This window comes from Pseudomonas sp. R1-6, assembly GCF_051132115.1.
Taxonomy (GTDB): domain Bacteria; phylum Pseudomonadota; class Gammaproteobacteria; order Pseudomonadales; family Pseudomonadaceae; genus Aquipseudomonas.
In genome coordinates, this window is the sequence record NZ_CP071662.1 from 3,013,639 (window position 1) to 3,028,636 (window position 14,998).

At 63.9% G+C, this 14,998-nt stretch carries 3 protein-coding genes; all 3 read right to left on the reverse strand.

Features of this window, described 5'->3' with window-relative positions; all coding sequences use genetic code 11:
* Positions 1-54: 54 nt before the first annotated feature.
* Positions 55-654 (reverse strand): transposase, encoded by a 600-nt coding sequence (locus tag J3P81_RS13615; protein ID WP_420763758.1) that lies wholly within the window; start codon positions 652-654, stop codon positions 55-57.
* A gap of 253 nt (positions 655-907) precedes the next feature.
* Positions 908-13,420, reverse strand: a complete 12,513-nt coding sequence (locus J3P81_RS13620; RefSeq protein ID WP_434559121.1) for a filamentous haemagglutinin family protein — start codon at positions 13,418-13,420, stop codon at positions 908-910.
* 203 nt (positions 13,421-13,623) lie between these two features.
* Positions 13,624-14,856 carry a substrate-binding domain-containing protein gene (locus J3P81_RS13625; protein ID WP_420763755.1) on the reverse strand — a complete coding sequence of 411 codons (1,233 nt, stop codon included), beginning with the start codon at positions 14,854-14,856 and terminating at the stop codon, positions 13,624-13,626.
* Between the last annotated feature and the right edge of the window lie 142 nt (positions 14,857-14,998).

A 14,998-nucleotide genomic window follows, 5' to 3' on the forward strand; every position in this document is an offset into this window, starting at 1 on the left:
CAAAGCCGCGCGCCGCATGACGCGCCGCTTTGCATCGTGTTGTTGCCTGACGGTTTATTTGCGTTTGGAATGGCCTGCGTGCCTGGAAAGCCAGGTGTGCAACAAGGCGAAGTTCAGCGAAAACTCCGGCATGTGCATCAGGTCGCCGCAGAACACTTCACTGACGATGCGCTCGAGCAATTTCGCCGCGTGCGGGCTGTCCAGCAGCTCGCCGATATCGCGCACAAAGACCGAGAACGCCCAGACCCGCTGGTTCAGCTCAAGGCCCACAAACCAGCGGAACAACAGGTTGTAATTGAGCTGCTCGTACAACTGTTTTTCACTGGGCAGCGAGTACAGCAGTTGCAAAAGCAACGCGAGCATCAAGGCCGGTACCGGCACCTGGATGTGGTGTTCCCGGGCCCATTGCTGCAAGGGCTCGGACGCGGCCTCCAGCAGCTCCTCGATTTGCGGGCGCAACATCACCAGGGAATGACCTGGCGGCACGTAGCTGGACAGTTCCTTCAAGGCACTCTGCCAATCGTCCTGGGACACAATCCACACCCAAGGCGCGCCGTAGCGGTACACCGAGACCGGTTTTTTGCGCGCGGCTTCAACAATTTTCGACAGGCGCTGGTCCAGCTCCTGCATGCCCACTTTCGAGTAACTTTCCATAGACCCCAATGCCCCTGTCACACCTGGCATCCAGCGCGAAATAGCGCCAGAAAAAAGTTGTCCGGCTTCCCTGCATAAGGCCTTTTCGTCCACGGCGTTCCTGCGCCGTTGCCGTTTCACACAACCTTGACCCCGGCCACCTGCCACTACCGAACTTTTGTCATCGAATCTTCATGAACGGTTACCGACAGCGACCGAGCGCCCACAAAAAAGGGCGACAGTTGCCTGTCGCCCGGGGTTTTTTTGATGTTTCTTAGAGCGTCAGGTTGCGCTGTTCCTCCGGGGTCAACTGATTACGCGCCTGGTCGTCCAACCGTCCGGCGCCCAATACCCGCACGCTGTTGTTCGGTTCAGGGTCCGGTGCCCGGCTGGCGCCTTCCTGGGACGGCGCCAGACGTTCGTTGCCGAAGCCCAGGACCTGCACGCTGAACACCGATGGCATACGGTTGCGCGACGCGGCTTGTTGCTCGCGCGCGACGCCTTCCGCGGCATCGCTCGCGGACGCTGCGGCGGAGCTGGCGTTGGTCAGTGCGCCAGTGTTGACCACCGCGCTGACCGGCACGCCGTTGGACTTGCCTTGCACCTGGATGTTGGCGGCGTTCACTACATGCAACGCGGCAATGTTGATGTTACCCGAGACCCGGATGCCCGCCTCTCCCGCGTCGATGGTGCCGAGCGGCGCGAGCAGGTCGATGTCGCCCGGCGCGACCTCGGCGATGGGGTTGAGGGTGGCAATGCCGGCGCCAGTGCTCGGCACCGACGGCGACAGGGTGACGTTGCCCCAGTCGTCGTAGACGCGCTTGGGCGGCGTGTACACCAGGGTGGTTTTCGAGCCGCGACCGGCGTTGATATCCCCGGTCGCCGACCAGGCGAGAATGTCGCCGCCGAAGGTGGTCATGATCCGGCTTTGTCCCAGCAACACGCTGCCGTTGCTGAACAACTGGATGTCACCGGTGCCTTGGGTGATGACCCCGGCACTGGACGGCGGGGCCTCGCCTTCGATACCAAACACCTGCTGCCCGCCGGGCGTCAGCAGCTGGATATCGCCGCCGAAGTTGGTGTGCACCCCGGCGCCGCCGAACATCGTGATGTCGCCCTGGTAAGCCAAGGCATTGCCGGCCACGTCGTGGGTGGGGAACAACGCGGCGATGGCGTTGCGACCGCGCAGGTAGCTGCCGGAACGCGGGCTGCTGGCATCGTTGTACTCGCGGCCACCGGCACGTAGTTCGGCGAAATACACCTGGCGGGCAAACACCCGCTGTTGTTCGGACGGCAATGCCGCGAAGTAGGCCTGTGCCTGCTCGGTATCGCCGTCGAAGCCGTACCGCAATGCCAGCCACGCCGCCAGCTCGACCTCATAAGTCTTCGCCACCTTGCCCGGCTGTTGGGCCAGGCCGGCACCGGCGTCCGCCAGGTTGGCCGGGTCCAGGTATTGCCGCACGAAGCCCAGGTAATCCGGCCCGGCGGCGCCTACACCGGCTTGCATCACGATGCTTGCGCCGGGGCGATTGTCACCGGCTTTCACCGGACCGAGGCTGGTCACGGCGGCCTGGTCTTCCATCAGGATATTGCGCCCGGCGCTGATTTCCAGCGTACCGGGGCCGGCAACGTTGAAGGTGCTGTAGAGGATGTCGCGGCCGGCGGAGACAATGGAGATGTCCGTGGGGTCATCGTGGACGAACAGGTTGCCGGTGCTGGTGGGCCGGGTTTCGAACTGCGTCAGTAAAGTGCCCGCGATGTCACCACTGTTGACGATATCCCGCCCCGCCATGATCCATGCGGGGCTGGCGGCCTCGTACCACGTCTCGCCAGCTCTTGGGCCGGAACTGAAGGCAATCATTTCGCCCGTGCGCAAACCCACGATATCGCCCTTGACCGCATAAAAGCGCACTGGCTGATCGCCCCCTCGGTAATCTCCGTCTGCACCGGTACCGCCAAACGCGAACAAGCCCATTCCGATACTGCTGGGTAGCGAGAGGTTCACACTCGCCCCTTCCAGATCGCCATACAGCCGGCCCGACTCGTCCCTGTAATAGAACGCAGGATTGTCTGGGGTCGTCAGGCTGCTTTCCGGAGCACGGGTGGGTGATATTGCGTAGCCTCCCGCATAAATCGAATCCCCAGCGAGAAACTCCAGCTGCGCCTGGTTTCCAGGCGCCAGGATCAAGGAATAGGGGGTCACAAAGCCCCCTACCCCACGTGATGAGGGCCCGTAATACAGGCTGCCTGAGGGCGCGGCTACCCGCAAAATCGACGGATAGACGAAACGCCCGTCGGTCGGTGAATAGTCCATACCGCCACGAGGCGTGGCGATATTGACGCCAGTTGAAAGCTCTGCGCCTTGGGTCGAAGGCGTAAGGTTCCCTCCAGCGGCAAACAGATCGATAGCGGTATGGTCGGTCCACAGGCTGAACCAGGAATATCCGGGGCCTCTGGTCCCGCCGCCCAGGTCCACCGACTGGGCGACTCGTGTCGGCGCACGGCCCGGGTCCACTGCGCCGCCAAGTACGAGATCGCCACGGGCATCCAGACTGGCGGTGGCATCGCCGGGTACCAGCAGCAGTCCACCGGTCGCGCTGGCCATCGTTGCATCGTATGGGTTGTAGGCACGGATCTCTCGGGGGTCCTGCGAAACCTTGTCCGGACCGTTGATCAATTCCATGCCGCCGAACGAACCGGCACTGGCCCTCAGCGAACCCCGCAAGTTCGTCAGGCTGCCATTCATGTCATGGCGCGAATCAACCGGCTGGCCGGCTAAGTCGAGAAACGCCCTAGCCTCCAGTGAAGGGTTGAGCGCGCCGCCGATTGTCAGCGACAGGTCACCGCCACCCGTGAACTTCAATTGACCGTCCACCATGCGCCCGGTCGAGCCGACCGCCAAGACTATCCCCTGACTGCGACTGGCGCTCTGCTCACCTCGCTCTCCACGGGGGGCCAACATACCCGCGTCGCCTGCGACTCGCACATCCACGTTGCCGCCACCCAAGGTGCCGATACCGGTAAAACCGTTCAATACCGGATCGGTGCCATGGGGCACATAAGTGCCGAAGTTAATCCACCAGGCGGTAGGCGTACCGTCACCATCGCCCTGGCGCCACAACCAATTCCCAACCCCCGAGCTCTCTATCTGCGGTGCGTCTTCGGTCACGAGAGTACTTTGTTTTCTGCCGACTATGTCACCGGCCAAATCGCCGCCCACCGACAGCAGTAGGTTACCGCCATGGTCTGGATACCATGCGCGATATCGGCTGTCTGCGCCGCCATCCACCAAGCGTTCATAAGGGCTGTCACCGTTCCCCAGGATCGAGTCAGTCGGCAGGCCGGCGTTATTCAGCGAGACGCCTCGCGCAAGGTTGTACGCCGCCGAGTCGGCCAGGCTCAAGGACGACGTGCCCGCGGTATAAATGCCAAACAGCGATTGCATGCTGAAATCACCTGCGCTGACCAGGTCCAGATCGCCTGTACCGGTACGAAGCACACTGAAGCTGCTGGTGCCCACCACGTAGGTGTAAACGCTCCCACCGATGCATAATCCGGGCGCTTGCGAACAGAATTCGTCCTCGGACATGCCATACAGGTCCGCCAGTTCCGCCACCGGCCGCCCGACATAAGTAAGGTCACCGAAATAATCGAGCGAGGCTTGCTCGGTCAGCGTCCGCCCCGCAGCGACACAGAGCCCTGCCCCCTGCCCGCAGAACTCGTCGACGCTTATGCCGTAGAGGTCAGCCAACTCCGCCACGGGCCGCCCGGAGTAGCTCAAGTCACCGTAATAGTCGAGCGAGGCTTGATCGGTCAACACCAAGCCACCCGCCTTGGCCAGCATTCCATAGTGAGTATCGGCCACGGTAAAGCGCCCATGCTCGGCATACGGATTGACCAGGCGGGTATCAGCGGCTTGCAAATCAGCGCCCGCCACGGCACGTAGCGACCAGGACTGCGAACCCTCGGCCAACATGGGCGCGATTGCCCAGTTACGGCCCTTGCCATCGCCGCCGCGCAGATTGATCTTGTCCACGCCCGCGGCCAGCTTCACGTCGGTGCCTGCGGGTATCAGCGCGCCCAAGGGCAACAGCAACGCGCCCGCCTGAACCACGGTGCTTGGGCTATGAACTGTCACCGAACTTGCCGGACGGCTGGGCAAAGCCACGCCTTTTGGCCAGACCAAACCGGTCAAGGCGGTATCGCCGATCAACACTGAACCACTCCCGAGGATCATCCCTTGCGCCACGGTCAGGTCGGCGGTCAGGCGCGTACCGGCGGCATACGCCATACGGCCGTCGCTGTAACGGATATTGGCCGCCAATACCGTGCCGGCAGGCAGTGAAATCGCCTCGGCCAACTCGCCGTCCACGGGCAGGCGGGTTCCCGCGGCCAGGGTAATGGCTTGCAGTGGCAGGTCGTAGTTGAGGATGACGCCGGACAGGAACGTCGTGCCGTCCTGCAATTCAATGCCCGCTCGCGGCACGATCAAATCACCGTTGAACATCACCTTGCCGGGCGTCAGCACCCAGCCATCGTCATCCGGGGTTTCCGGCGGCGGCGCGAAACCATCGTTGATGCTGCCAAGCACGGTCAGGTCGCCCCCGGCACGCAGCACCAGGCTGCCGACTTCGCCGGAGCCGTATACGCCCGTCTTTGGTGTAAGCGGGTTGAGGCTGGCGTAGCGGTAACCGGAGAGGTCCAGGTCGCCCTGCACCACCAGGTCACCGTCGGCGGTGGCACTGACGATTTCGACGCCGGGGCGCAGGTGGAACGCGTTGCGATAGGCGGCATTGTTGAGGCCCGCCAGCTTGCCATCGCGTAAGGCATTGTTGTTCAAGGCATTGTCGATAAAGTCGCGGTTGTCGTCATGGATACCGTTGAGGTAGTCCTGATTGATGACTTGGTACGGCCGGCCACTGGCCGCCGGGTCGGTGCCGTAGGCGGCATCGTCGTAGCGTTGCACGCCATTGAGCGCGATCAGCTTGGCGCCCTGGATGTTCAGGTTGCCGCTGGCGTCGATGGCGATGTCGCCGGCCGTGGCCCCGCCCAGGCGTGGCGCATTCAGCTCCAGGGTGCCACGGGCCTTGCCGTCGTGGCCGACCGTGGTGGCGGTGCCATGGCGCAAATCGATGCGCGCGCCACCGGCCAGCGTCAGCAGGCCATCTCCGGAACTGAGCTCAACCATGGCGCGGTTCGGCGAATCGATGATCTGGCCGTAACTGTCCACCCGCAGCACGCGGCCGTGGGCGTCGAGCACCGCGTCGCCGCCCACGGTCAAGCCTTGCTTGCCCGCCAGGCGAATGGACCCCACGCGCTCGCCACTGGCGTCCACGGTGCCGTTGACCGTCAGCTTGCCGCCGTCCACCGACACGCTGATCACGCCGGCCTTGAGCCCATCGCCGATCACCAGGTCACCCTGCTTGAGCTGGAAGCTGCGGCCGCCGAAGACCTGGCTCTGGTTCAGGCGTTGGTTGAGGGCGGCGAAGTCATCGCTCAGGCTACCATCGCCCAGGCGCTGGGCACGGATGTCCAAGCTCCCGGCCTTGTAGGGCACGGCGGTGCCGCCCGCATCGTAGTAGCCGCTGCTGCTGCCCAGCACGCTGCCCGCCAGGTCGACCTTGCCAGCGGCCGCCGCCAATGCGGTGGCCTTGAGGGTCCCGGCCTGGTTGTTCACGGCGGAGAGATCGATCACCGAGCCGGCGGCCTGGCGGATATTGCCGTTGCGGCTTTCGAGGATCAGGTCACCACCCCAGCTGTACTTGCTGACATCGTTGAAGGTGATTTTGCGTCCGGCCAGGTCGAGGCGCGCGGCATCGGTGAGGGTCAATTCATCCTCGGCGCTGAGGGTCAGCTTGCCGCTGGGCAGCACCACGTTGCCTTCGACCCGCACATTCTTGCCGTTCAACGCCAGTTCGGCGCCCAAGCTATCGGCGCTGGCCACCGGCAAGCGACTGCCCGCCGGAGCGCTGACACGGATATTGCCGCCTGCGGTGATCCGGTTGACCGACCCGGCCTCGCCGGTCATCAACGGCGTGAGGATGTTCAGGTTGCCGCCGCTGTACTGGAACCCCTTGCCTGTGATGTATTCACCCTGACGCTGGTAAACCAGCAGGCCACCCTTATGGTTGGCGGTGATGCGTTCGCTGGCGTTGAGATTGACGTTGGCAAATCCCAGTGCAAGCCGGTCATAGGCCTTGGCCGCCTTGGACTCGGTGGCTGGGGCATAACCAAACTCGATGCGTTGGGCATCGATCTGCAGGTTGCCCGTGCCGGTGCCCGCGCCGCCGGCCACGATGCTGCCAGCCTCGTTTTGCACCCCATTCCAGATCAGGTTACCGGTGCGAATCAGCGCCGTTTCATTGGCATTGCCTTTGCCATAGATCGCTGGAGTGCCAAGCACCAATTCCTTGAGCCGCGACTTGCCGGTCACAGCGTCAAAGGTATCGAGGCTGGCGTTGCCATAGAAATTCAGTGAATCGCGCGCGCCCAGCACCAGGGTTTCGAGCGCCGGCGCGCCAGCGCTGGTATCGCCCTGCAACAGGCGGTCGAGCACCTGCTGGTTGAGTGTCAGCCCGCTGGGCAACAGATTGCGTGACGCCAGGTCGGCCAGGGTCTCGGCGCTGCCAACGTTGATGCCGCCAACCGCCAGGGTCAGGTTACGGGTACCGAAGCGTACGGCATCCGTCAGCTCGAAGCGATTGTCCGTGGCCGAAGCGATGGTGCCTTCGGAGTACAAACGGGTTGTACCGCTGCAAACACCATCGCATACACCGATGCGGATAATGCCAGGTGCGCTGTCCGGCGTCATCGGGTTGGGCGCCGCAGGCGCCAGCATGTTCACGTAGCCATTGGAGACGGCGAGCACGCTGTTGCGGCCGGGGTTGTAGAGATAGCCATCACGCGAGTCACGGGCCACGGCGCCCATGCCCAGCGTATTGATCGACGCGCCCTGCTCCACGGTGATCCCGCCATTCGGGCTGGACGTCACCAGGAACACTTCAGGTGCCCGCAAGGTCGCGCCGCTACGCAGGGTGATGTTTTGGGTCCGGGAGACATTGCCGTTACCGTCAGTGAACTCAAGGAAGTTACCGCCCTGGCCATAGCGGGCCAAGGCGTAACCGCCGATGAACAGGCTGCTGGCGCCGATGGCATTGACCGCATCGTCGGTCAGGGTTACACCGTTCAATCCGGCGTTGGCTACCTGTCCAGCCTTGATGATTTCCAGGTCCCCGGCCCTGACCAACGTGAGTGAGGTGGTGCTGCCGCGACCCTCTTTGGCTGCTTTGCTCAGCAGTTTGCCGGCAAAACTGAAGCTCGGTAGGTCACTCTGGTTGCGCTCGAACGTGACGTTGAACGCCTTGGCATCCCGGGGCAGCAGGACGGCGGGCACGCCCAGGCGCGCGGCATCCGCCAGGGCGAACTGACTGAAGCTGGTCTCGTTGTACTGCGAATAGCGGCGCAGCGTATCGGCCGCGGTGACGATCACCTGGCTCGCCAGACTGTCGCGTACGCCGGTGCCGGCAATGCCGAGGGTACCGGCCGTTGCCCAGGAGCCGTTACGCATGGCCTGGGTCGGCACCACCCCGCCCTGCCCGGCCAGGCCGTTGACCTCGATGCGAAACGCACCCGGCAGCAGCGCGTAGGTCGAGGGCAGCAAGGTATAGGTGCCGGCCGGCAAGCCGGGGACGCCGGCACCAAGGGTAATCTGCTGGCCGGCCAAGGGGGCGACGGCGCCGGCTTCACCGCCCACGGGCGCATAGCCGGTCTGTACGCCAGGAACGATGGCGTAGACCGGGTTGCTGCTCAGTGCCGGTAACAGGAAACCGTCCGGACCGAACTGCACCAAGGGGTTGAAGCGCGCGTCAGTGGAGCCGCCACGCCCCGAGATGAAACCGGCGCCGGTCAATTCGCCGCCGCCGGACACATCCACCACCGCCCCCGCCGCAACGTCGATGGTCTCGCCCACCAGATCAATCTTTCCCGGCACGCCATTGAGGGCGGGCCGCAGCAGGCTCTTGTCGAGCGTCACGCCATCGAACACGTAGGACTTGCCATCCGCTGTTCCGCCATAGGGCATGACGAGCCCCGCGCCGCTGACGGAGGTCAGGCTGCCTGACAGCAGGTTCACGTCACTGCCAGGTCGCCCCTCCGTTTCCAGCGCCGTCTGGCCGATGATCAGGTTGCCCAAGGGCGCCCGCAGAATGCCGCCCTGATTGATGACATCCGCTTCGAGTCGCAACTCGCCGAACGCGGAGTAAGGCACCGAAGGGATCGCCGAGCCATTGCGGCCTATGTCTATTCGCTTGGCGGTCAGCGCTCCTTGCACGCCGGTGCCGGGGTAGATCTGCGCGGCGGTGAGGCCCAGGACGCCAGGGGTTCGGAGTAACATTTTATGATCGGCCTGGCTGCTTGCCATCCGAATGTCACCCTGACTGTTGAGCTGCAGATCTGCAAAGCCGCGACGGTCAACCTGCCGGACTTCTCCGTCGGACATCGTCAGCGTTCCGCTGCCACCGATCCTCACCGCGTCGCGAACCTCAAGCAACCCGGTCGCTGACACCAACAACTGCCCCGCGGCAGGTCGTGCCGAAGGCGCCAGCCCTATGCCGGTGCTGCTGTTGTCAGCCCCGGCGGTCGTATTATCTTGCGCGCCGGCCAAGCGCACATAGTTACCGCGCAGTTTGACCACCGAGTCCGCCGCCGCTGTCTCCGCCATGCCGTACGCACCCGCGTAGAGCTGAAGCGCATTGGCCATCGTCAGGTTGACATTGCCATCGAAGGTCAGCAGACCGGTACTGAAAAGGGACAACGTATCAAAGCCGCCGGCCTCGACCTGATCCACCGCAAGCCGTGCATAGCCGTGCTCCAGCAGGGAGGCGCCCTGCTCTGGCGCGCTCCCGGCCGTGATACCCGTCGCGGAATGGTGCTGCTCGATAATCAGTTCGCGAGTCTTGCGCTGGTTGTCCGGCAAATCCGAGCTGTTCAAATAAACCGTCGCCCCGAGCCCGACCGACAAGCTCCCGCCCGCCGCTCCGGCACCGCCGGCGGCAGCCTTGAACTGACCGTCCAGGTAAAGCCCACTGGTCGAGCCAAAACTGATGTCGCCGCCGTGGCTGGCAACCACTCGGCGTTGCCCCGCGTCATCCAGCACCGCCTGGGCACCCGAAGCATCGAGCAACGCGCCTTCGCGCACCACGATGAATTTTCCGATACCGCCGCCGTCGCCCGTCGCATGGTCGATTTCACCACCGATGACGATACTTCCGCCGTTACGCACGAACCCGTATTGGGTCCCCCTGGTACCCGTGGCGGTGGCGGCGCGAGCGGCTACGTCCAGGACCGCGTTCTCGCCGATCCAGATCGACTTGAAGTTGTCACCGGGCGGTATGACCGCCGCTTGCGGCCCAGGCGCGGAGCCGACAGTGATCGAGCCGCCCCAGGCATTCAACGTGCCGTCCACGGTGATTTGGCCAATGCCCGTCAAGCGGATCGCTTGTCCGGGGTCGACATTCAACACCGCCGACTTGCCCACCAGCAGGTCAGCCGTGGCGACATTCGCCGCGCCGGTTTGCTGGCTGCCGGCTTGCAAGGACAGGCTGGCACCCTGGCGCTGGGTCAGCACGCCCTTGCTGGCGTCTTCGAGGTACAGCGGCGGCGTCCAGGTTTCCAGCGCGCTGCCCGATGCACCACCGGTGGCGACCCCAGGCGCGCCAGCGCCTTGGCGATAAACCGGCACGGTGACGTCAACCTGGGTGCCCTCGGCAACCTCCAGGCCGTCGTTGCCGATGATGTCGTAGGCGGAAAAGCCTTTTTTGAAGAAGCCGCCATCGAGCAGCAAGGTACCGGCCGCCGCGGAGGTCGCGGTGTCGCTGATGAGGACTTTACCGGCCTGCAATTGCAAGGTGCCGCCGCCCTTCACACCCTGGCCCCGCAATTCGCCGGCCAGGCTCAATTCGCCCGTGAGAGTGCTCAAGGTGACATCGCCGCCCTTGCCGCCCTGGAACTTGCCTGAGTTGAGCAGTGCCGCTCCGGAAGAAACGTCCAGCACGCTGCCGGCGCCCAGCACGATGGCGCCGCCGGTTTTCAGGGCGATGCTGCCGCCGTTCTGGTAAGGCAAGGCGCTGATATCGCCAGGGTCCAGTTGTAGATTGCTCCACAGCCCGCTGGCATCCAGACGCACCCCGTCAGCCACCCTGACCGAGGACGCGCCGGCAACCGGCATCGTGCCGTCGACCTGGACGAAATCCCTGCCTACCTGAATGGCACCAGCGTGGGCAGTAAGATTGGCATTCACGGCCACCGTCGGGCCAAACAGGCTGATGGAACCGGCCGGAGCCACTTGCAACGCACCGTTGACTGTGATGCCTTCGCTCGCAGCGACCTTGACGGCACCGAGCTTGAAGCCGTTGAGCTGGTTACTGTCCAGGTACAACGTGCCCTGGCGATCCGTCGGCAAGGCACCGTCCAGACCGACGCTACCGGCAACGCCCGCCGCGTCTTGGCCGAAGACCACGTTCTTCAAGGTATTGGCCGTGGCGCCAAGGGCATATTCCACAGTGCCGCTTTCCTTCACGTAGAACGGCACGTACGAGCCGACCACCAACTGCCCGCCACGGGCCACGGCTTTCTGCGACTGCTGGTAGCCATCCAGGCCCGCCTGGGCGGCGCGGGTCTGGCGGTCACCCTGGAAGGTATCGCTGGCGAGCGTGCCTTCGAGCACCGCGTTTTTAGTGCCGATCACTAGGGTGCCGGCATCGCGACCGACCGTGTAGCCGGCCTCCTGGCGCGAACGTGGAGCAATCAAGGGATTGTAGTAATACTTCGTTTGTCCCCAGCGCTGGGTGTGGTCTTCGTATCCCTTGTAGATCCCGGTGTAGAGCATGTCCCCAGGCGCACTGTTGAGTTCATACAAGCGGCCATCGGCGCCCTTGAGCCAGGTCTGCTTGACGGTGCCGCTCTGCACATCCAGCGTGCCGCCGGACAGATTGATCTGCGAGCCGGCCTGGGTCACCACATCATTACCGGTAAAACTCACGGTGCCGCCCTGGGCCATCCATTCGCCAGCGCTGTGGCCCTGGGTACCGAGGTAGCCGCTGACCTCCAGCAGGCCACCGGCGGTGTACCAGCGATCAGTGGCGTACCCGTTGGTGCCGGCGGGTACGAATACCAACTCTCGGGCATCCACCCAAACATCATTGTTGTTCAACGCACCTTCATCCCGGTTGCCGGCGGCATCGCGCTGCTCGTTGCCCTGGATGTTGACCTTGATGCTGTTGGCTTCCATCGCCACCTTGACGCCGGTGGCGCCGGAGACGTCGATCACCGCACCGTCGCGCACCAGGCTGCGGGTGCCGGCGTTCACCGCCACCTGACCGCCGGTGGCGAGGGTGATCGATCCCTTCTGGAAATCGACGCTGCCGGCGCTGTCGATCTGCACCAGGGACAGGTCGCGGCGATAGGTGTCCGCTGGAATGACTTTGCCGTCCTGGCTGACGATCGGTTTCAAGGCACTGTCGCGTTGGCTGTCCAGGGCCGTCGCGCTGGCATCCACTAGAATCGCCGTGGTGCTGCCCTCGCCCAGGGCCACGCTGGCATCGCTGCCTCGCGCCGTGAGGTGCAGCGTGCCACGGGTGTCCGCCGAAGTGCTGGCCACGGCCACACCGTCCTGCCGCACATGATTGCCGGTCAGCGTCACATCACCGCTGGCCGCCATCAATAATCCTGTGTTGCTCACCCGGCCGGCGCCCGTGCCGCCATCCTGGTGGGCGATGACTTCATTGCCGCGCGTGGTCGACGTCGAGTTACCGTCGCTGGCGAAGCCCTTCTTGATGGTGAAGCTGTCGCCCGCCGCCAGCACGGTCTGTCCACGCGGGGTACTGATGGTGCCTGCGTTGTCGACGTTTTTGCCCAGCAACAACACATAGCCGCCACCGGCGGTCGATTTGCTCGGGGCGGCCGTGGAAATCTGCGCGCCCTTCTCCACCCGGATCCCGCCCTGGGCGTTGGTAAAGCTCGCCGCGTTGGCGTTGTAGAGGCCACCGGTCTTGAACTGTTCGTCGCTGAAATCCGTGGCGGCCGCCACCAGGTTACGCACGTTGACCTGGCTGCTGCCGCTGAACACCACGCCGTTGCTGTTGAGAATCATCACCGTGCCGTCGGCCTTGATCTGGCCCTGGATCTGGCTCGGCGCGGTGCTGTTGTTGACCTTGTTCAACGCCGCCCAACTGGCGTCCTGTTGAAACGCCAGGGTGGTGTCACGGCCAATATTGAACGTGTCCCAGTTGAGGATTGCCTTGTCGGCGGTCTGCTTGACAGTCACCACGACCTTGCCATTGGCATCGGTCTGCACCGGGCCATTGGCGTTGACGAACAGTGGCTTGCCGTCCGGACCAATCACCGCGTTCAGGCCATTGCCACCCAAACCGTTATGGATGGTTTGCGGTGCGCCAAAGGTAGCCGCACGTCCTGCCGCCTGGGCAGCTTGGCTGGCCGCAATGGCCGCCACCGTGCTGTTCATGTTCGCCAGCGAACGGCCCAACTGCTGCTGCACCCGTTGCTGCTGCGCCAGCGGTGGAGGCGTTCCAGGGCGAGGCGCGCTGGGGCTGGCCGGGCCCGCCGCCGGAGCCGCGCCCTTGGCCGCGAACCAGGCCGAACTGAAACTGGTCGCTGCGTACGCGGGGTTGGCCAGCAACAGCAAGGCGATGGCTTGAGCCAAGGGCTTGAGGCACGGCACAGCGGCGGAATCAGCATTACGGCGAGTGGCTTTCTGGGGGCGGCAACGCATCACTACGGATCCTTTTTACGCAGGGCGAATTCGATAGCGACCTCTGGGACGAGGCGCACAAATGACTAATTCCAAGGCAGGTTGAAGCCGTCGCGACCGAACTTTTGTCACGCAATGTTCATCTGCCGGGCGGTTGCCTGAAACGAAAAACCGGCAACAGCGCGAAGCTGTTGCCGGTTCATGGAGCGAACGCTAATCAGGGCTTATTGCGGACGACCAATGCCGTTGCAGGCGGTGGCGTTACCCACCGACAGCGAGTTGCTGGCGGTCCAGAAGGTGCTGCGAATGGCAGTTTTCCAGGTGTCGGTGATCGGGATCAGCTTGGCGGCGATGATTTCATCGTCGTTGTTGTTGGCATCGGACAGGGTGTAGTGGCGACCGATGAAGTCACGTACAGCCGCGGTATCGGTGCTGTCTTTGTAGCACTGGTTGAACACCAGGAAGGTGTAGCCAACGATGCTGTAGCCCGTCGCCGGGTTAGGCAGGACCTTGGCCCAGTTTTCCGGCAGGCCACGATCAGCAGCGGCTGGCGGAGCGATGGTGCTCAGGGCGGTCGTCACGTTGCCGACGGTGGGCAGGTTGCCGTTGACGCGAGCGACCACGGCGTTGCTGCTGGCGTTGACGTCTTCCGGACCGACGTAGCCGATGGCGCCTTCGGTGGAAAGCACGGTGCTGGCCATCGCGGTGCTGCCGGTCACGGCAGTGGAGTTCGCCGGAACGGTGCCGACAGCCGTGGTGAAGGTGCCGTTGGTGGTGAACTTGGTCGGGCACTGGCTGTTCAGGTGACGGGTGAAGATCTCACTGGTGCCGCTGCTGCCAGCACGGTAGTAGACCTTGATCGGGGTGCTGGGGTAGGTGCTGTTGACCTGGTTCCAGGTGGTGACAGTGCCAGAGAAAATGTCGCACAGCTGGGCGCTGGTCAGGTTCAGGTTGTTGACGGCGGTGCCGTTGGCCAACGTGAGTTTGTATGGAACGGTGACCGAAGTGGCTTCGGCAGGGATCTGAATGATCGGACCCCAGTTGGCGGCGTTGCCGGTCGGCACGGCTGGCGACTGGTGAGCGGCGCGATAGGTGGTCAGTTCAGCGCTGGACAGGATCGAATCGCTGCCGGCGTAGTCAACGGTCACGGCCGGAACGTAGACCTTTTCCAGGGCAGTTGCCGAGTTGCCGTCGAGGTTCCAGACCAGCACGTCCGAGTTGTTGGTCAGGAAAGCAGTCTTGCCGCCGCCGCTGCCCACACCCACGTAGTTGGCGAAGGCCGGTTGTGGCGCAGGGCCGTTGAGGATGCCGACGGGAGCAGCGACGCCACCGGTTGGAGGCACGCCGTACAGGTTCTGCGGCAGAGTGGCACCGCCACCGACGACAGCGGCCATGGCCTGGGCGGAGCAAAGGCCGGCGACGGCCATGGAAACAGCAAGAACGTTGCGCTTGAACATGAAGAATCTCCTTTCATCGTGTCTGGACGTTGGTAGTTCGCTTGTGCTTCTCATCGCGACCGCTGCCCCGAGCAGGTTTCCAGCGCTCTTTTAAAGGGGTGGCCACGGCGTAGAAGCTCTCAACTTCCGGTGACAGAGAAAG